Source organism: Streptomyces orinoci (genome assembly GCF_003121295.1).
In the GTDB taxonomy this organism is placed as follows: Bacteria; Actinomycetota; Actinomycetes; order Streptomycetales; family Streptomycetaceae; genus Streptomyces; species Streptomyces orinoci.
On record NZ_PHNC01000007.1, the window covers coordinates 226428 to 243991 of the forward strand.

General features: G+C 72.1%; 18 protein-coding genes. 9 read left to right on the forward strand and 9 right to left on the reverse strand.

From position 1 onward, the window contains the following. Window positions 1-13: 13 nt before the first annotated feature. The 4 genes from argJ to CV755_RS04980 all read right to left on the reverse strand — a co-directional run bounded on the left by argJ (window position 14) and on the right by CV755_RS04980 (window position 3452). Window positions 14-1165 carry a bifunctional glutamate N-acetyltransferase/amino-acid acetyltransferase ArgJ gene (gene argJ / locus CV755_RS04970; protein ID WP_109278902.1) on the reverse strand — a complete coding sequence of 384 codons (1152 nt, stop codon included), beginning with the start codon at window positions 1163-1165 and terminating at the stop codon, window positions 14-16. Next, window positions 1162-1314, reverse strand: coding sequence for a hypothetical protein (locus tag CV755_RS34505; protein ID WP_161968588.1), 153 nt, complete (start codon window positions 1312-1314; stop codon window positions 1162-1164). The genes argJ and CV755_RS34505 overlap by 4 nt, the downstream gene beginning before the upstream one ends. Further along, on the reverse strand, window positions 1311-2339 hold the full coding sequence (argC, locus tag CV755_RS04975) for an N-acetyl-gamma-glutamyl-phosphate reductase (protein ID WP_109278903.1): 1029 nt from the start codon (window positions 2337-2339) through the stop codon (window positions 1311-1313). The genes CV755_RS34505 and argC overlap by 4 nt, the downstream gene beginning before the upstream one ends. A gap of 219 nt (window positions 2340-2558) precedes the next feature. Then, window positions 2559-3452 carry an NADP-dependent oxidoreductase gene (locus tag CV755_RS04980; protein WP_109278904.1) on the reverse strand — a complete coding sequence of 298 codons (894 nt, stop codon included), beginning with the start codon at window positions 3450-3452 and terminating at the stop codon, window positions 2559-2561. A gap of 70 nt (window positions 3453-3522) precedes the next feature. On the opposite strand from CV755_RS04980, the gene CV755_RS04985 reads away from it, so the two are divergent. Both CV755_RS04985 and CV755_RS04990 read left to right on the forward strand, forming a co-directional pair. Continuing rightward, window positions 3523-4128 carry a TetR/AcrR family transcriptional regulator gene (locus CV755_RS04985; protein WP_109278905.1) on the forward strand — a complete coding sequence of 202 codons (606 nt, stop codon included), beginning with the start codon at window positions 3523-3525 and terminating at the stop codon, window positions 4126-4128. Window positions 4129-4345: 217 nt separating this feature from the next. Continuing rightward, on the forward strand, window positions 4346-4723 hold the full coding sequence (locus CV755_RS04990; RefSeq protein WP_109278906.1) for a hypothetical protein: 378 nt from the start codon (window positions 4346-4348) through the stop codon (window positions 4721-4723). 173 nt (window positions 4724-4896) lie between these two features. Here the strand turns inward: CV755_RS04990 and CV755_RS04995 are convergent, their stop codons facing one another. Then, the gene (locus CV755_RS04995) at window positions 4897-5700 is read right to left on the reverse strand and encodes a methyltransferase domain-containing protein (protein ID WP_109278907.1); all 804 of its coding nucleotides are present in this window, start codon (window positions 5698-5700) and stop codon (window positions 4897-4899) included. A 253-nt stretch (window positions 5701-5953) separates the two neighbouring features. Further along, a complete protein-coding gene (locus CV755_RS05000; protein ID WP_109278908.1) occupies window positions 5954-6793 on the reverse strand; it encodes a helix-turn-helix transcriptional regulator in 840 nt (279 codons plus the stop codon). 103 nt (window positions 6794-6896) lie between these two features. On the opposite strand from CV755_RS05000, the gene CV755_RS05005 reads away from it, so the two are divergent. From CV755_RS05005 to CV755_RS05015, 3 genes are all read left to right on the forward strand, one after another. Beyond that, complete coding sequence (locus CV755_RS05005; protein WP_109278909.1) at window positions 6897-7604, forward strand: SDR family NAD(P)-dependent oxidoreductase; 708 nt, start codon at window positions 6897-6899, stop codon at window positions 7602-7604. Window positions 7605-8239: 635 nt separating this feature from the next. Next, complete coding sequence (locus tag CV755_RS05010) at window positions 8240-9142, forward strand: alpha/beta fold hydrolase (RefSeq protein WP_109278910.1); 903 nt, start codon at window positions 8240-8242, stop codon at window positions 9140-9142. 158 nt (window positions 9143-9300) lie between these two features. Then, entirely contained in the window at window positions 9301-9945 is a 645-nt protein-coding gene (locus tag CV755_RS05015; RefSeq protein ID WP_206608385.1) for an SAM-dependent methyltransferase, read from the forward strand. A 407-nt stretch (window positions 9946-10352) separates the two neighbouring features. Here the strand turns inward: CV755_RS05015 and CV755_RS05020 are convergent, their stop codons facing one another. Further along, entirely contained in the window at window positions 10353-11024 is a 672-nt protein-coding gene (locus CV755_RS05020) for a hypothetical protein (protein ID WP_241560977.1), read from the reverse strand. 204 nt (window positions 11025-11228) lie between these two features. On the opposite strand from CV755_RS05020, the gene CV755_RS36625 reads away from it, so the two are divergent. Beyond that, the gene (locus CV755_RS36625) at window positions 11229-12440 is read left to right on the forward strand and encodes a sensor histidine kinase (RefSeq protein ID WP_277751780.1); all 1212 of its coding nucleotides are present in this window, start codon (window positions 11229-11231) and stop codon (window positions 12438-12440) included. Continuing rightward, a complete protein-coding gene (locus tag CV755_RS05030) occupies window positions 12437-13102 on the forward strand; it encodes a response regulator (protein WP_109278912.1) in 666 nt (221 codons plus the stop codon). The genes CV755_RS36625 and CV755_RS05030 overlap by 4 nt, the downstream gene beginning before the upstream one ends. A gap of 383 nt (window positions 13103-13485) precedes the next feature. On the opposite strand, the gene CV755_RS05035 is transcribed toward CV755_RS05030, so the two are convergent. Further along, window positions 13486-14931, reverse strand: coding sequence for an aminotransferase-like domain-containing protein (locus CV755_RS05035; RefSeq protein WP_109278913.1), 1446 nt, complete (start codon window positions 14929-14931; stop codon window positions 13486-13488). Between CV755_RS05035 and CV755_RS05040 the strand changes: the two genes are divergently transcribed. Next, window positions 14930-15820 carry a DMT family transporter gene (locus tag CV755_RS05040; protein WP_109278914.1) on the forward strand — a complete coding sequence of 297 codons (891 nt, stop codon included), beginning with the start codon at window positions 14930-14932 and terminating at the stop codon, window positions 15818-15820. The genes CV755_RS05035 and CV755_RS05040 overlap by 2 nt on opposite strands. Window positions 15821-15929: 109 nt before the next feature. Then, window positions 15930-16130 carry a DUF1918 domain-containing protein gene (locus CV755_RS05045; protein WP_109278915.1) on the forward strand — a complete coding sequence of 67 codons (201 nt, stop codon included), beginning with the start codon at window positions 15930-15932 and terminating at the stop codon, window positions 16128-16130. Between the two features lie 4 nt (window positions 16131-16134). On the opposite strand, the gene CV755_RS05050 is transcribed toward CV755_RS05045, so the two are convergent. Continuing rightward, window positions 16135-17367 carry a glycoside hydrolase family 10-like protein gene (locus CV755_RS05050; RefSeq protein WP_109278916.1) on the reverse strand — a complete coding sequence of 411 codons (1233 nt, stop codon included), beginning with the start codon at window positions 17365-17367 and terminating at the stop codon, window positions 16135-16137. Window positions 17368-17564: the final 197 nt, after the last annotated feature.

The following is a 17564-nucleotide window of genomic DNA, read 5'->3' on the forward strand; positions in this document are numbered from 1 at the left end:
GGAGGCGGGCACCTCAAGACGAATACGCGCTGTTCTCGTGGACATAGTCGGCCGTGAGGTCGTTCGCCCAGATCACCGCGGACTCGTTGCCCGCCGCGAGGTCAGCGGTGATCGTGACCTCCCGGTAGCGCATATCGACCAGGTCGCGGTCCTCGCCGACCGAGCCGTTCTTGCAGACCCAGACGCCGTTGATGGCCACATTGAGCTTGTCCGGTTCAAAGGCGGCCGAGGTGGTGCCGATGGCGGAGAGCACCCGGCCCCAGTTGGGGTCCTCACCGTGAATGGCGCATTTGAGCAGATTGTTACGGGCGATGGAGCGGCCGACCTCCACCGCGTCGTCCTCGGTGGCCGCGCCCGTCACCTCGATCCGGATGTCCTTGCTGGCGCCCTCCGCGTCGCCGATCAGCTGGCGGGCCAGGTCGGCGCAGACCGTACGCACCGCCTCGGCGAAGGCATCCGGGGCGGGTGTGACTCCGGAGGCGCCGGAGGCCAACAGCAGCACGGTGTCATTGGTGGACATACAGCCGTCGGAATCCACCCGGTCGAAGGTGGTACGGGTGGCGGCGCGCAGCGCCCCGTCCAGGGTGCCGGCGTCCACATCGGCGTCGGTGGTGAGCACCACCAGCATGGTGGCCAGGCCGGGGGCAAGCATTCCGGCACCCTTGGCCATGCCTCCGACGGTGAAGCCCTCGCCCTGGGCGACGGCGGTCTTGTGCACCGTGTCGGTGGTCTTGATGGCGATGGCGGCCTTCTCCCCGCCGTGCGCGGAGAGTTGGGCGGCGGCCTTCTCGATGCCTGGCAGCAGCCGGTCCATCGGCAGCCGGACGCCGATCAGTCCGGTGGAGGCGACGGCCACCTCGGCGGCGCTGACGCCCAGCACCTGGGCCGCCTTCTCCGCGGTGGCATGGGTGTCCTGGAAGCCCTGCGGTCCGGTACAGGCGTTGGCGCCACCGGAGTTGAGGACCACCGCGGCCACCTGCCCGCCCTTGAGGACCTGTTGGGACCACAGCACCGGCGCCGCCTTGACCCGGTTGGCGGTGAAGACACCGGCCGCGGCCAGCCGGGGGCCCTGGTTGACCACCAGGGCCAGGTCGGGGCTGCCGCTCTCCTTGATCCCGGCGGCGATGCCCGCCGCGGTGAATCCCTTTGCCGCGGTAACGCTCACGGTGTCCTCTCCTTGTCCGTCCCGCCGGTGGGGCGGCTGTCGATCATGGATATGGCGCTCTCCGGCGCCCGGCCGCAGGGCAGCGCCCGGGCCAGCAGGGCGGCCAGCGCCCGGCGCAGCTGTGCGGCGGGTGCCCGGTACGGGCTCATGGCGCGATCCCGGCGGTGGGCAGCCCCAGGGTCTCCGGGAGGCCGAGGGCGATGTTCATGCTCTGTACGGCGCCGCCGGCCGTGCCCTTGGCCAGGTTGTCGATGGCGCAGACCGCCACGATGCGGTGCGCCGCCTCGTCCAGGACGACCTGTACCAGCGCGGTGTTGGACCCGTACACCGAGGCGGTGGCGGGCCAGCGGCCCTCGGGCAGCAGAACGGTGAAGGGCTCGTCGCGGTAGGCCTTCTCATAGGCGGACCGCAGCCCGGCGGCCGTGACCCCGGGCCGGGCCTTGGCGCTGCAGGTGGCCAGGATGCCGCGGGGCATCGGGGCCAGGGTGGGGGTGAAGGAGACGGTGACCGGCTCCCCCGCGACGGCGGACAGGTTCTGTGCCATCTCCGGGGTGTGGCGGTGCACTCCGCCGACGCCGTACGGGCTCATCGAGCCCATGACCTCGCTGCCCAGCAGATGCGGTTTGGCGGCCTTGCCCGCTCCGGAGGTGCCGGACGCGGCCACGATGACCGCCTCCGGTTCGGCAAGCCCGGCCGCGTACGCGGGGTAGAGCGCCAGCGAGGCGGCGGTCGGGTAGCAGCCCGGCACCGCGATCCTCCCGGCGCCGCGCAACTGCTCGCGTGCGCCGGGCAGTTCGGGCAGTCCATACGGCCAGGTGCCGGCGTGCGGCGAGCCGTAGAACCGCTCCCAGGCGGCGGCATCCCGCAGCCGGAAGTCGGCCCCGCAGTCCACCACCAGCGTCCGCTCCCCCAGCTTTGCGGCCAGCGCCGCGGACCGGCCGTGCGGCAGCGCCAGGAACACCACGTCATGCCCGGCCAGCGCCTCGGCCGTGGTGGCCACCAGCTCCCGCCCGGCCAGCGCCGGCAGATGCGGCTGCACCTCGCCCAGCGGCCGGCCGGCGCTGGAATTCCCGGTCAGCGCACCGATCCGGATCTCGGGGTGGCCGAGCAGCAGACGGAGCACTTCCCCGCCCGCATATCCGCTCGCTCCGGCGACTGCAGCGTGTATTGCCATCGATGCCTCCCTGGCCGATGGCATGACTATACGGAGCCCAGAAGCTTTATGCAATGCCTGGATGTCGCCGGAACAGCGGCGGATTGTGACGTCGCCCGATAGCCGGCCCTTCCGATCGACTGTTGGCCCCGCTGCGACTTTGGCCCACCGCCTTCCGATCGCGGGATCCTGGCCGGCGTCGTCCTCAATTTCTGCCGAGAACGACCCACAGCTGGTTTTTCAGATAACCAGGACCCGCCGCCCGCGCGTGTGACCGGCCTGGCTGTCGATGTGCGCCGCCGCTGCCTCGGCGAGCGTGTACGACTTCTCGACCGGGATGTGGAGCTTTCCCCGCGAGATGAGGCCGACGGCTTCGGCGAGCGCTTCCGGCACGCTCCCGGCCACGCCGGAGAATCGGACACCGAGCTCCGGCGCACCGAGATCGGCGATGGAGACCACCTTCCGCGGGTCCCCGGTCAGTTCGACGAGCTCGCGGATGACGCCCGAGCCGGCCAGGTCGAGGGCGGTGTCAACATGGCCGAGCTGCCGCACCCGCTCGACCCAGCCCTCGCCGTATGTCGTGGCAAGGGCGCCCAGGCTGCGCAGATAGTCCTGGTTCGCCGCCCCGGCGGTCCCGATCGTCGTGATGCCGCGGTCGCGGGCGATCTGCAGCACTGCCGATCCGACTCCCCCGGAGGCACCGCTGACCAGCAGCGTCTGCCCGGGCCGCACACCGACCTCACGGATGATGCGCAGCGCGGTCTCCACCACGGAGGGGTAGCCGGCCGCCTCTTCGAAGGTCAGGCCCTCGGGCATCAGGGCCCAGGCCGACAGCACGGCGAACTCGGCATATGTGCTCATGCCTTCGCCGAACACATGGTCGCCGACCGCTACCCCTTCGACGCCCTCGCCGATCTCGTCCACCACGCCGGCGGCGTCCAGCCCTACTCCTGAAGGCAGTTCGATCGGATGGGCCCCCAGGACCTGGCCTTCACGGAGTCTCCAGTCCACGGGGTTCACGCCCGCCGCCCGTACGGCGATGCGTATCCGGCCGGGGCCCGCATGGGGCTCCTCGGCATCCATGAGGTGCAGAACGTCCGGACCGCCGAACTCGGCGAAGCTCACCTTCTTCATGCACCGAACATAACACTAACCGTTAGGGTTTTGAATCCGTTAGCGATTTGCGCGCTGATAGCGTCGGGGCATGACCGAGCCGACCGGACGCCGTGAGCGCAAGAAGGCCGCCACCCGCCAGAAGATTGCTGACGCCGCCCTGCGGCTCTTCCTGGAGCACGGGTACGACGCGGTGGGCATCCGTGACGTGGCCGCCGAGGCCGACGTGGCCGTCACCACGCTCTTCTCCCACTTCGCCTCGAAGGAGGCCCTGGTCTTCGAACAGGACGAAGACTTCGAGCAGCGCCTCACGCGGGCGGTCACCGAGCGGGCGCCGCATGAGCCGCTCATCCCCGCGCTACGCCGCGAGATCCAGGCCTTGGTGCGACACTGCACGGCGGACAGCGCCGCCCCGATCTGGCACATGATCGACGCATCACCCGCCCTGCGGGAGTACGAAGAATCGATGCGGCTGCGCCACGCGGAGTCGCTGGCAACGGCCATCGCCGCCGATCCCGGCCTGCCAGGGACCCCAACGGCCTGCCGGGCGATCGCGAGGTTCGTGATCGACGCCTATTCGCTGGCCCGTGACGCAGCCGATCCGGAGGCCGCGGTGGGCGAGATCTTTCAGATGATCGAGGCGGCCTGGGCCGTCACCTGCCCCTCCGGAAACCCCACCGGCACCGCCGGACCGTAGTCAGGACTCGACCCTGCCCCGTGCCGTTTCGCCGGACCCCAGCCGCAGAGCAGATCAGTGGGCGAGCCGGCCTTCTGCGCAAACTGCTGACCACCGGCTACCGAGCGTTGCGAGACCATCTATCGATCTTCGTCACAGCAGATGCGACCGGCCCGCTTGCCACCGGCCGCGGTCCAGCCGCCACCGCGCGGGCAGTTGCTTCGGGGAAGATCGGTGCATGCCCTGCCTGCCCATACAGCCCCGTCCGTTGAGCGTCTCCGAGCGGACCGTGCTGGAGCACATCCTCTCGGCCGACTTCGCCGGCGCCTCCGCGCTGCGCGGTCAGCTGGACCGGACGGAGGTCGTGGCCCTCTGGGCACCGGGGTCCGTCAGCGTCGATCTGCGAGTCCGGGAACCGGTGCGGCACGCGGCCATGCCCTCCGCGCTGGTGCCCGTCGCTGCCCACGTCCACGATCAGTCCGGCGAGTACGTCGGTGAACTGCTGGTCTGGACCGACAGGGGCGCCACCCTGGCGGCCCTGGAGTACGCCTGGGTCACCGATGAGATGCCGGCTCACCTGCCGCCCCTCGACCAGGTGCTGCTCACGGTGCGCTGACCGCCCGCGCGGGGCAAGTGTCGGTAAACAACGAGGCGAGACGTTTCCGCACCTCAGCGGCTCCGGGAGACAAGCACTTCGGTTTGGCGAGCCCCGCACCACCCCCCGGACCGGCGGCGATCGCCTGGGGCCGGTGGCGCGTCACTGACGGCGGGCGCCCACCCAGGAAAGGGCTACGGACGGCGCCCCCAGGCGGAGATCATCGGGGCGGTGGCCAGGTCGAGCTGACCGGTGGCGACATTCGCCAGGTGACGGTCGATCTCCTCGTCCGTGGCGAGCCCCGCCGCCACCAGACGGTGGCGGATCTGCCGTACGGTCGCGGCCTCCAGGACGGCACAGGCCGGCGAGGTGATCGGGAAGTACGCATCGGCCCGCACATCCGCCAGACCGGCCGCACGCAGCAGTTTGGGCAGGGTCCGGCCATAGGCGAGGTCCACCCCCCGGGTCGCCATCAAAGTGCGGAAGCCGGATCGAAGCCGGTTGGCGAGCCGCTGTTCCGGACCCGACTCGTCCGGACACAGCAGCGGCTGCAACCCCGGGTCGGCGTCCTCCAGGAGCAGCCAACCGCCGGGCCGCAGCGCCCGGACCATCCGGCGCAGCGCCTCGGCCCGGTCGGCGACATGCACCAGAACCAGCCGTGCATGGACCAGGTCGAACCCCTCGCCCGGCGGTTGGTCGGCGGCCACATCGTGGCGCAGGACTTCGATCCCGGCACGGGCGATGTCCCGGGTCCAGGACACATCGATGTCGGTGGCGATCACCGTTCCCGTCGGGCCGACACGCTCGGCCAGCCCAAGGGGTACGGACGGGCCACCGGCGCCCACCTCCCAGCACCGCATCCCGGCGGTGATGCCGAGTTGGTCGATATGCCGGAAGGTCACCGGATCGAACAGCTCGCGCAGGGCGTCGAATCGAACCCCCGCTTCCGATTGCCGGTTGTCCAGCAAGTAACCGCGATCCATGTCCGGTTCATCCATGCCTCGATTCTGGCAGCAGCGGGGTTCCGGACGGACCCGGCACCTGCCGCGCCGACGGCTCTGCCGGACGGCAGCGGTTAGGGGCGGGCCTGGACAGCGGTGACGCCGCCCCGGTCCGCTCCGCCCACGCGTACCCGAGCGCGGGTGCGCCACCTTGCGGTGCAGCGCCTCACGAGGACCAACCCATGCGGACGAAGGCGGAATTGAGTCCGTCGCAAAGCAGCCGGGCCCCAATGCCCGCCGACGGGGACGGCTATCCAATGAGCGTCTGGGTGCCCAGTACCGTGAGGAGGGCGAGCCGCTCCGCGTCCTCGGTGCCGGGTTCGGCCGTGTAGATCATGATGCGCAGATCACTGCCCACCACGGTCAGCACATCGCAGTCCAGGGTCAGCGGACCGACCTGCGGATGGTCAAAGGTCTTCCGGGTGACCTCATGGTGGCCAAGCGCTCCGGAATCCCAGAGCCGGACGAATCGTTCGCTGTTGGCGCGCAGTTCGGCCACCAGCCGCCCCAGGCGCCGGTCGGCCGGATACCGCTCCACCGCCGTCCGCAGATCGGAGACCAGGACGTTCTCGAACGCGGCAAGCGACTCGGGGGTGTGCCGGATCCGGCTGGGCGGACCGAGGAAGTGCCGCCATACACCGTTGCGTTGATTGCCCTGCCGGCCCGAGGGGTCGCCCTTCAGTGCGGCATACGGCGGGTTGACGGTGAGCAGGGTCCAGGCGGCGTCGAAAACCGCCACCGGTGTGCCGGTCAGCCTGTCCAGCATCCGTTGGACGCCGGGGGTGATGTACGCGGGAACCGTCTCCGGGCCCGACGGCACCCGTCCGGCCAGCCGGAAGAGGTGGGCACGCTCGCTCTGCGACAGCCGCAGGGCTCTGGCCAGGGCCTCGATGACCTGTGCGGAGGGGTTGGCGGCACGGCCCTGTTCAAGGCGGGTGACATAGTCAACGGAGATCCCGGCCAGCGAGGCGAGCTCCTCACGGCGCAGTCCGACCGCGCGCCGGTGCCGCCCGGCGGGCAAACCGGCCGCCTCGGGCGTGGTCCGGTCCCGCCAGCGGCGCACCGCCCTGCCGAACTCCCCCGTCCCCATGCCCAACAGTGTGCACCGTCCCTCGGCCGGTGTGCCTGGTACCAGCAGTCCTAGGAAGACGGGACTACTGGCCGACCGCGGCACTCGGATGGAACCTCAAGCCATGACCACAACACTGATTACCGGAGCCAACAAGGGTCTGGGCTTTGAGACCGCCCGTCGTCTCGTCGCCGCGGGCCACACCGTGTACATCGGCAGCCGAGACGCCGAACGGGGCCGCCGGGCCGCCGAGCGGCTGGGGGCGCGGATGGTCACGCTCGATGTCACCGACGACGCCTCCGTGGCCGCCGCGGTGAAGACCGTCGAGGCCGGGGGCGGGCTGGATGTGCTGGTCAACAACGCCGGTATCGAAGAATGGCGGCCGGACGGCGAAGCGATCGGCGCCGCCGAGGTGACCGCCGATGTGATGCGGCGGGTGTTTGAGACCAATGTCTTCGGCCTGGTGCGGGTGACCCATGCCTTCCTGCCGCTGCTGCAACGGTCGGCCGCGCCGGTGGTGGTCAATGTCAGCAGCGGGCTGGCCTCGCTGACTCACGCCAGTGAGCCGGGCACATCCGCCTTCGCCTTTCCCGGATTCGCCTATCCGGCCTCGAAGGCCGCGGTCAACATGGTCACCTTGCAGTACGCCAAGGCTTTCCCCGGCATGCGGATCAACGCGGTGCAGCCCGGCTATACGGCCACGGACCTCAACCATCACATGGGCACGCAGACGGTTGAGCAGGGTGCGGAGATCATTGTGCGTATGGCACAGGTGGGATCCGACGGCCCCACGGGCGGGTATTTCGACGCGGAAGGTCCGCTTCCCTGGTAATTGGCCTTTGGTAACCGGCGGTTGCCGCCGGGGCATCCATCCGGGGGCGCGGCCGGTGCCGTCGAAAGCCGAAAAGCGGACGGGCTCCTGTGGCCTGCCCCCAGTCCGAAACGCCGGGGTTCAACCGACGTAGCGCCAACACCGGTTGCCGGGCCGGCCAGGCCGAGCCCGGTCCCGTCCGTTCCGGCAGGCGAGCGGCGCCTCCCGGCCCGTCCACCGGGCGGCATCCGGAAAAACGGTTCGCCACCGGACGGCCCGTCCGGCGCCGCCACGACCATCGGCCGACCGCTGTCCAACACGGCAGAAACCCGGCGTCCCGCACCCGCCCGCAACCGGCTCCACCATCGCCCACGCGGTGCGTGACGGCACCAAAACCGACCCGGTCACGCCGGACAGGGACGCCGCCAACTCCACGGCGGCCCGCCACGATTACGCCTCCGGCCCCTCGGTACCGAGGGCCATTGCCGGGGCCGCCGCATCGCGGGAACGGAACACCTCCCGGACAAATCCCCCTACGGTGCCGGGCGTTCCGGTGGACGGGCGGGGGAAACCCTAGTGGTGGCCGCACGGACCGGGCCGAGGGGCGCCCCCAAGACGGGATCCGCGCCGCGCCGTGGGGGGATGGTGGGACAACGGTGAGCGAGGAAAAGGCGCTGAATGTCGGCCCGTCCGGCATCGAGATGGCCTATGAACGCTTCGGCGACCCCGCCGCACCACCGGTGCTCCTGATCATGGGTGGCGGAGCCCCGATGATCAATTGGCCCGAGGGCTTCTGCGCCCAACTGGCCGGGCACCGACTGCAAGTGATCCGTTTCGACAACCGCGACAGCGGTCGGTCCTCGCACTTCCCCGACACCCCGGAACCGGACCTTCCGGCGGCCCTGGCCGGTGACTTCTCATCGGCGCCCTACACGCTTTCGGATATGGCCGCGGACACCGTCGGTCTGCTGGACGTCCTCGGGCTGGACAGCGCCCATCTGGTCGGTGCTTCGCTGGGCGGAATGATCGCCCAGACGATCGCCCTGGAGCACCCGGACCGGGTCCGGTCGCTGACCTCGATGATGGCCAGCACCGGGGATCTCGGCGTGGGCCGCCCCGACTTCGCGGCGCTGGCGGGGCTGGGAGCACCGCCCGCGGACCGCCAGGGCTATATCGACTGGCAGGTCCGGGCCTTCCGGGTGACCGGTTCCCCCGGCTTCCCGCCGGACGAGGCCGCGCTGGCGGAGCGCGCCGGACGGGTCTATGACCGGGGGTACGACCTCAAGGGCATGCTGCGGCAGTCGGTCGCCGCCGTGGCCTCCGGGGACCGTACGGCGCGGCTGCGGGCACTGGACGTGCCCGCCCTGGTCATCCATGGTGCCGACGACCGCGTCTGCGACGTCAGCGGCGGACGGGCCACGGCCGCCGCGATCCCCGGGGCGGAACTGGTGGTCATCGACGGCTTGGGCCACAGCCTCCCCCGTGAACTATGGCCCCGGCTCTCCTCACTGATCGCCGCCTTGGCGCAACGCGGCGAGGCGGCCGCCCGCCGGCGCTGACGAACGCACCGGGACCGGGGAACGAACCGTAACCGGGACGGAGTTGCCGAACCGGCAACACTCCTTGCCGATTGCGGAGGCCGGCGCGCACGGTGCTCTCCAAGCAACCGGTCCATGCGACCAATCCATGCGACCAGTCCATAAAGGAGCGCGCCACCATGACTGATGCGATGCCCCCGACCCAGCGGTTCTGGGAGGACTTCTACCGCGACCCGGACCGCCCCCACAGCCCGGTCGGCAAGCTCAACGCCCTGCTGGTGGCGGAGGCCGGTTCCCTGACTCCCGGTACCGCCCTGGACCTCGGCTGCGCCGAGGGTTCCGACGCGATCTGGCTGGCCCGGCAGGGCTGGCGGGTCACCGCCGTGGACGTCTCCGGCACCGCACTGGGCCGGGCGGCGGAGCGCGCCGCCGACGCGGGGGTCGCGGAACTGATCGACTGGCAGCGCCATGATCTGTCCGAGTCCTTCCCCTCCGGTGAATTCGACCTGGTTTCGGCCCAGTTCCTGCACTCCCCCGACGACCACGACGGCCGGCGCGAATCGATCCTGCGGCGGGCGGCCCAGGCGGTGGCACCGGGCGGGGTACTGCTGATCAGCGGGCACGCCGGCTGGCCGTCCTGGAACCACGAGCCGCCGGAGGGCATCGAGCTGCCGTCCAACGCCGAGGTGCTGGACTCACTGCGCCTTGAGCCCGGCGGGTGGCGGGTGGAACGCGACGAGGTGCTGGTCCGCGAATCCACGGGTCCCGAGGGACAGTTGGGCACCCGCGAGGACGGCATCCTCCGGATCCGCCGCCTCCGTTAAGGCTCGCCCGCCGGCACATTCCGACCCCGCCGGGCGCCCCGTTCAGGGGCGTGGGAGCGGCCATTCGCTGTGCGGCTCCCGCCATGGGGGCGCGACCAGCCGGCCAAAGACAACCCGCGCGTGACACATAACCGGCGGTGCGGGGCCGCTGGATGGGCGGCCCCGCCGGCGATGGGACCGCGTCCGGCCATGACGCGGCACAAGGCCAAACGGCGGCGTCCGGCGAGGAGTTCGACGGCGCCCGGGGCCACCCCCATAACCAGATGCGGTCGCGTTTGGCGTGAAAGGGCTCGGGCGCGTGCCGTCCGCGGCCGGCCGCTCAGTCCCCCGCCCCCGAACAGGGCGCTCCCGCTCCGGTGCACCCGGGCAGGCCGGCGGGCAGCCAACCCGGTGCGCCCGTACGGCCGTCAGCGCCCGTCCTCACCCCACCCGGGCGGCAGCGGCGGCAGGTCCGCGTGCCGGACGGTGAAACCGCCCTTGGTCACCGGGGCGAACGGCGCCGGGGCCATACAGGTGCCGATGCGCGGGGCGATCACCTTGCCCTTGGCGCTGTCAACATTGCTTACGCCCCAGTGGAATCCGAACCGGCCCTTGCCGGGGCCGCCTTGGCGGACGCTGAAGCCCAGGCGCTTGCCGATGTCCGCCGGGTCCTGGGACTTGGTGACCACGGCGGTGAAGGTGGCCGTGTCCCCGGCGGTGATCAGGCAGTCCACGGCCGCCTCGGACCGCCGGGCCTCCTTCTTGGCCGGTGCGTAGTGATAGATGGTGACCTTGCCCCGTGCGTCGGTGGGCATCCCGTGTTTCAGGGCGCCCACGGGGCGGGTGAAGGGCGCGGCCTGGGCGTCCACGCTGAAGCGGATGTCGTCCTTCGCGGAGTACGTATAGAAGATGCGGGCCTGGCCGGTGACCCGGGCCGGTGCCTTGGCAGCCGCGGCCGGGGCCGAACCGGAGGAAGCGGGAGAAGCGGCGGAAGCGGACGAAGCGCTGGACACCCCCGTGAGGGCGGCCAGCGCGCTCATGGCGGCCACGGCCGTGGCCACGACCCGTCGCCGGGCGGCAGAAGAAACGTTGCGCTGCATGGTGAACTCCTTGGCCGGAAAAAGCGATTCGGCAGGCGACCGAGGCAAGCGATCGCGTTGGTCACCAATCTCCTTCGGGTCCCCCGCCCCCGGCCATCTGCCGACCGGCGGACTTCGCGGCCCCGGGCCATGGCATCTCTGCCGATCGGCAGAAACAGCCGCCGCCGACCGCTCCCATCAGGCGCGCTCCGTAGGATCAAAGGTGTGGGAAACTCACCGGACTTGAGACGCGCGGACCTGGTACTGGCCGTACTCCTGGGGGCTGTCACGGCCGGCCTGGCGGTGACCGGGGCCATGGCCGCCTGGTACGGGGTGGCGGCGGCCGCCGCCACCGGCGCACTGCTGCTCTGGGCGCCGCTGTGCTGGCCACGCTCACGTGGCAGGCTCGGCCGCCCGCTGCTCCTGGCGGCCGCGCTGTCCCTGGCCGGTACGGTGTTCAAGGAGCCGCCGGACTCCGGCGCGGGGTCCTGGCCCCAACTCCTGGCGGTGGCCCTGCTGCTGGTGCTGCTGGTTCCCGTGGTGCGCTGGTCGCCGCGCCATGAGGCGGTGACGGCGGGCGCGGTCACGGCCTTGGCGGTCGCGGCCTGGTCGCTGCCGCTGCTTCCGGACCCCTCCGTCCTGTCCCTGGCAGGCGCGGCCGCGTTCTGGACGCTGCCGGTGCTGGGTGCGGCGGTCGTCGGCGGCTATCCCCGGCTGATGGAGCACCGCAGGGAGCGGCTGGTGGCCGATTCCCGCCGCGAACAGCGGCTCCGGCTGGCGCGCGATCTCCATGACTTCGTGGCCCATGACATCAGCGGGATCGTGGCCCAGGCCCAGGCCGCCCGCTTTGTGGCCGCTTCCGACCCGGGCCAGGCGGGGCCCGCCCTGGAGCGCATCGAGCGGGCCGGGCTCAACGCGCTGGCCGCGATGGACCGGATGGTACGGATGCTCGGCGAACCGGACGACGGCAGGGAGGCGGAGGGCGTGGAGCCGCTGCCGGGCGTGTCCCAACTCCTATCCCTGGTGGAACGTTTCACCGCCGACGGCGGCCCGGAAGCGCGGCTGCGCATGGATGCCGCCCTGGCGTCCCGGCTGTCCCATGACACCGGTTCCACGGCCTACCGCATGGTGGTCGAGGCGCTGACCAATGTGCGCCGGCACGCACCGGGCGCCCCCTTCGTCGCGGTGAGCCTCACCGAGGCCCGTACTCCCGCCGGGGACGGGGCCGTTGAGGTACGGGTGGTCAATGGACCGTCCCCGGCGGGCGGAACGGGGCTGCGCTTGGAGCGGTACGGGCCGGGCGGCCAGGGCCTGGCGGGCATGCGGGAGCGGGTCCAGGCCACCGGCGGTACCCTGGACTTCGGGGCGTACCAGGGCGGTTGGCGGGTGGCCGCCGTCCTCCCGCTGGCGCCGGTGCCCGCCGGGCGGGCGTCATGAGCGGGGGCCCGACCCGGATCCTGCTGGCCGACGACCAGGACGATGTGCGCAGCGGCTTCCGCCTGGTGCTGGACTCACAGCCCGATATGACGGTGGTGGGCGAGGCCGCGGACGGCGCCCAGGCCCTCCGACTGGCCCATGAGCTACGGCCGGATGTGGTGCTGGCCGACATCCGGATGCCCCGGCTGGACGGACTGGAGCTGACCCGTCTGCTGGCCGGACCGGAATCGGAGCATCCGGTCCGGGTGGTGGTGGTCACCACCTTCGACCTGGACGAGTATGTGCACACCGCACTGGCCCATGGCGCCTGCGGATTCCTGCTGAAACGTTCCGGGCCCGCCCTGCTGATCGAGGGCGTCCGGGCGGCGATGGCCGGGGACGCGCTGATCAGTCCCCAGATCACGGTGCGGCTGCTGCGCCGGCTGTCGGCACCGCCGCCCGCTCGGGTGCGGGCGCCCGATCCGCTCACCGAACGCGAGCGGGAGATCGTCCGGCTGGTCGCCCGGGGCTGTACCAATGGCGAGATCGGGGCGGAGCTTTTTATCTCGCCGGGTACGGCCAAGACCCATGTGTCCAACATCCAGGCCAAGTTGAAGGTGCGCAACCGGGTGGGCATAGCGTCCTGGGCATGGCAGAGCGGGCTGCTCCCCGACGAGGGGTGACCCGGCCCGGGTGCACGGGGCGCCGGATCGCGCGCCACCCCTGCTGGGCGAGCTGGCGGCGGAGGTGGCCGCCGGCCAGGGCGGGTTGCGGCGAGGGTGGGGGTGGTTGGGGGGCGTTGGGTGGCCTTGGCTGGTACGGAGGATTTCCGGGCCGGCCGGTGAGGGAATGTTCCGCCCCGTTGGCAGGTGCGGGAATGTCCCGGGCGCCTTGGCTGGTGTGGGCCGTCCCTGGTTGCTCGCGCCGTTCCCCGCGCCCCCATGGGGCGCCGGTCGGGGCGCGGGGAACCGCACGACCGGCCGAGCGGAGACGGCCCCCCACCCGAGAGCAGCCCCAGCCCCCACCTGGGCGACCCCGAAACCGGGAGCCCCCAAAACCGGCGGCCCTAACCGCCCGCGCTCTCCACTGCCGTCCGCAACCTCCGTACCCCCTCGGCCAGTTCGGCCGTCCCCGAGACCGCCGCCCAGCACAGGCGCAGATGCGGCGCGGGCGGCTCCGCCGCGTAGTACGGGCGGCCGGGCGGGACGGCGACACCGGCGCGCAGCGCGGCGGCGGCCACCGCGCCGTCATCGGCGCCGCCAGGCAGCCGCAGCCAGAGGTGGAAGCCGCCGGGCGGCACGAACTCGACCTCACAGGAGGGAAGTTCGGTGCGCAGCGCGGTGAGCAGGGCCGCTGCCCGGGTGCGCAACTCGGCGGCCACCATGCGCCGGTGGCGGGCCCAGGCGGGCGAGCCGACCAGTTCCAGCGCGGTCTCCTGCAGTGGCCGGGGGACGAAGAAGCTGTCCACCACCTGGATGGCGCGAAGCCGTTGCAGCACCGGCCCCCGCGCGGCCAGTGCCCCCACCCGCAGACTGGGCGAGGTGATCTTGGTGAGCGAGCAGACATGCACCACCACCCCGTCGGCGTCGTCCGCGATCAGCGGAGGCGGCAGGGCGGGGCCGCCCTCGTGGGCCAGGCGGCGGGCGAAGTCGTCCTCGATGACAAAGGCCCCGGCCCGGCGGGCGATGTCCAGCACCTCACGCCGCCGCCGGTCCTCGAGGACGATCCCGGTGGGGTTCTGGAAGAGCGGCTGGCAGACGAAGACCCGGGCCCCGCTGGCCCGGAAGGCCTCGGCGAGCAGTTCGGTGCGTACCCCGCCGGTGTCCACCGGCACCGGGACCGGCCGCAGTCCGGAGGCGCGGGCGGCGGCCAGCATGCCGGGGTAGGTGGGTGATTCCACCAGCACCGGGGCGCCGGGCGGGGCCAGGGCGCGCAGGGCGGTGGTCAGGGCGCTCTGCCCGCCGGCGGTGATCAGCACCTCGGCGGGGGTGAGGGTGCCGGCCGGGCCGCCGATCTCGCGGGCGAACCAGGCGCGTAGTTCGCCCACGCCCTCCAGGGGAGGGCGGGCCCAGGCGCCGGGGCGGCGGCCGGCCCGGGCCAGTGCGGCGGCCAGGGCCCGTTCCGGTTGCAGGGCGGGGTGCAGATAGCCGCCGCTGAGGTCGATCACCCCGGGGGGTGCCTCGGTGAGGGTGGCCAGCACCCCGGTGGCATCCACCGAGCGCGGCACCGCTTCCTCGCCGGTCTCGGCGCTGAGCGCCACCTGCTGCCAGGAGGTGTCCGCGGGGCGGTGGCGCTCGGCGGGCGGCCGCGCCCGGAAGGCTCCGGCGCCGGGCCGGGTGACCACCAGGCCCTCGGCGGCCAGCGCGGCCACCGCGCGGGAGACGGTGACCGGGCTGACACGGAAACGTTCCACCAGGGCCCGGCTGGACGGCAGCTTCTCACCCGGCGAGTAGCGGTCCAGCTCATTTCGCAGCACCCCGGCCAACTCGGCCACACTGTTACGCTCTTGCATGACAGTACAAGATAGCGCTACTACCGGCAGCCCGATAGCGGTGAGCGGAGGGACCCTGCTCGCCGGACTCGCGGTGCTGATGTTCTCGATGACCTTCCCGGCGACGGTCTGGGCCCTGGACGGGCTGGGTCCCTGGTCGGTGGTCACCTGCCGGATGGTGCTGGCGGGGCTGGTGGCGGGCGGCTGCCTGCTGGCCGGGCGGGCCCGGCTGCCCGCCCGGCGGCTGTGGGGCGGGCTGGTGATGGTCGCCCTGGGCTGCATCGTGGGTTTCCCGCTGCTCACCACGCTGGCCCTGCGCACCTCCTCCACCTCGCACGCCGCCGTGGTGGTGGGCCTGCTGCCGGCGACCACCGCCGTCTACTCGGCGCTGCGCACCGGCACCCGGCACTCCCCCGCCTTCTGGGCCGCGGCGGTGGGCGGGGCCGCGGTGGTGATCGGCTTCGCGGTGAGCCAGAGCGGCGGGCGGCCGACGACCGGCGATCTGTATCTGTTCGGCGCCCTGCTGGTGTGCGCGGCCGGTTATGCCGAGGGCGGGCGGCTGGCCCGGGAGCTGCCCGGCTGGCAGGTGATCGGCTGGGCCCTGGTGTTCTCCCTGCCCGCGGGTGTGGCCGGAGCGGTCTGGGCGCTGGGCGCGGAACCGGTGCATCCGGGCGCCAAGGCCCTGGCCGGTCTGCTGTGGCTGGGCGTGGTGGCCCAGTTCGCCGGGATGTGGCTGTGGTACCGGGGCATGGCCGCCATCGGGGTGGGGCGGGCCAGCCAGCTGCAGCTGGCCCAGCCCCTGCTCACCCTGGTCTGGTCGGTGGCGCTGCTGGGTGAGCGCCTGACGCCCGCGGCGCCGTTGGCGGCCGTCGCGGTGCTGGTGTGCATCGCGGTGACCCAGCGCTGCTGAGCCGGGTCACCGGCTGCTCGGTACTGCAAGCCGTGTGAGCCCGGTCACCCTAAACTGGGAGACATCCCGCACAGCAGGTATCCGGATTCCTGGAGAAAGGGCACCGCCGATGCATGCGAACAAGGGTGACCGGCTGGTCAGGCACGGCAGGAGGGTCGGGCAGCACGACCGGGAGGTGGAGGTCGTGGAGGTCCTGGGCAAGGACGGTACCCCGCCGTACCGGGTGCGCTCCCAGGACGGACATGAGTCGATCATGTCGCCCGGCCCGGACTGCGTGGTCGATCACCGTAAGGACGCCCGCAGGGCGTAGCCCCTCAGCGCGGCGGGTGCGCGCGGTGCGGGTAGTGGTCCCGCACCACGCGCGCCATCGCCCCGATGGGGTCGGTGACCACCTGGGTCGCCGAGAAATAGACATTGCCTCCCACCTCGGGATACCGGCGGTCCAGGGTGAGGTGCCGGGAGAGCTCGCCCGGGTCCTGCCAGGGCGCGGGCTGCCCGGCGGCGCCCTGCCGGTAGAGGGCCTCGCCGATGTAGAGCCGGACGCCGGTGCCCCGTACCGTCCGTGCCCACCAGGCCACCAGCACCGCGTAGTCGGCGGCCGGGTTGCCGATGTGCCAGTAGACCTGGGGGACGATGTAGTCGATCCACCCCTTGCGCACCCAGCCCCGGGTGTCGGCGTAGAGGTCGTCATAAGTCTGCACTCCGGCCCGGTTGTTGGAGCCCCGGGGATCGGTGCCGTGATTGCGCCACACCGCGAAGGGGCTGACACCGAACCGGACTTGGGGCTTGTGCTCCTTGATGCGCCGGTGCATCTCCCGCACCAGCCGGTCGATGTTGTCGCGCCGCCACGCCGCCCGGCTGGGGAACCCCTGGCCATGGCGGCGGTAGGCGTCCGCGTCCGGGAACTCCTGCCCGGCCACCGGGTAGGGGTAGAAGTAGTCGTCGAAGTGCACCCCGTCCAGGTCGTAGCGCCGCACCGCGTCCAGCATGGCGTCCTCGACAAAGTGCCGGACCTCGGGCAGGCCGGGGTTGTAGTAGAGCTTCCCGCCGTAGGGCACCGCCCAGCCGGGGTGTCTGCGGACCGGGTGGCCGGGGGCCAGCCGGGAGGGGTCGGTGTGGTTGGCCACCCGATAGGGGTTGAACCAGCCGTGCAGCTGAAGTCCGCGCCGGTGCGCCTCGCGCACCGCGAAGGCCAGCGGGTCCCAGCCCGGATCCCGCCCCTGAGTGCCCGTCAGATACTCCGACCAGGGCTCGTGACGCGACGGCCAGAAGGCGTCCGCGGTGGGGCGGATCTGCAGCAGGACGGCGTTCAGCCGCCGCTCCAGCGCGGCCCGGTAGAGGGCGAGCAGTTCGGCCCGTTGCCGGTCCGGAGCCAGGCCCGGCCGGGACGGCCAGTCGATATTGGCCACGGTGGCCGCCCACATGCCCCGGAACTCCCGCTTCTGCCGGCTCTCGGTCCCGGCCCGGGCGGCCGTGGTGTCCAGGGCCGCCGCCGTCACCGCCCCCGCGGCGGCCGCGGTGAACACTCTTCGCGTCATACGCCCCATATGCCGCTCACTCCTTGTCGGATGCGTCACATCGCTCCCGCACAGCATGCCCTCCCCGGCCCCACCGGGACCCGAGGGCGCGGAGTACCGTTTCCAGCGAGGCGGGAGCCATGGAGACCCCAGGGCCCCGCCGGTCGACTAGTTCTGCGAAAGGCACGTTTGTGAGCGACGCACGCGCGGCCACCGGCCCGCAGTCG

Excerpts from the sequence above, each read along its gene's own strand:
- CV755_RS34505 (WP_161968588.1), bottom strand. The coding sequence starts at position 1,314 with ATGAGCCCGTACCGGGCACCCGCCGCACAGCTGCGCCGGGCGCTGGCC.
- argC (WP_109278903.1), bottom strand. The coding sequence starts at position 2,339 with ATGGCAATACACGCTGCAGTCGCCGGAGCGAGCGGATATGCGGGCGGG.
- CV755_RS04980 (WP_109278904.1), bottom strand. The coding sequence starts at position 3,452 with ATGAAGAAGGTGAGCTTCGCCGAGTTCGGCGGTCCGGACGTTCTGCAC.
- CV755_RS04985 (WP_109278905.1), top strand. The coding sequence starts at position 3,523 with ATGACCGAGCCGACCGGACGCCGTGAGCGCAAGAAGGCCGCCACCCGC.
- CV755_RS04990 (WP_109278906.1), top strand. The coding sequence starts at position 4,346 with ATGCCCTGCCTGCCCATACAGCCCCGTCCGTTGAGCGTCTCCGAGCGG.
- CV755_RS04995 (WP_109278907.1), bottom strand. The coding sequence starts at position 5,700 with ATGGATGAACCGGACATGGATCGCGGTTACTTGCTGGACAACCGGCAA.
- CV755_RS05000 (WP_109278908.1), bottom strand. The coding sequence starts at position 6,793 with ATGGGGACGGGGGAGTTCGGCAGGGCGGTGCGCCGCTGGCGGGACCGG.
- CV755_RS05005 (WP_109278909.1), top strand. The coding sequence starts at position 6,897 with ATGACCACAACACTGATTACCGGAGCCAACAAGGGTCTGGGCTTTGAG.
- CV755_RS05015 (WP_206608385.1), top strand. The coding sequence starts at position 9,301 with ATGACTGATGCGATGCCCCCGACCCAGCGGTTCTGGGAGGACTTCTAC.
- CV755_RS05020 (WP_241560977.1), bottom strand. The coding sequence starts at position 11,024 with ATGCAGCGCAACGTTTCTTCTGCCGCCCGGCGACGGGTCGTGGCCACG.
- CV755_RS05030 (WP_109278912.1), top strand. The coding sequence starts at position 12,437 with ATGAGCGGGGGCCCGACCCGGATCCTGCTGGCCGACGACCAGGACGAT.
- CV755_RS05040 (WP_109278914.1), top strand. The coding sequence starts at position 14,930 with ATGACAGTACAAGATAGCGCTACTACCGGCAGCCCGATAGCGGTGAGC.
- CV755_RS05035 (WP_109278913.1), bottom strand. The coding sequence starts at position 14,931 with ATGCAAGAGCGTAACAGTGTGGCCGAGTTGGCCGGGGTGCTGCGAAAT.
- CV755_RS05045 (WP_109278915.1), top strand. The coding sequence starts at position 15,930 with ATGCATGCGAACAAGGGTGACCGGCTGGTCAGGCACGGCAGGAGGGTC.
- CV755_RS05050 (WP_109278916.1), bottom strand. The coding sequence starts at position 17,367 with ATGGGGCGTATGACGCGAAGAGTGTTCACCGCGGCCGCCGCGGGGGCG.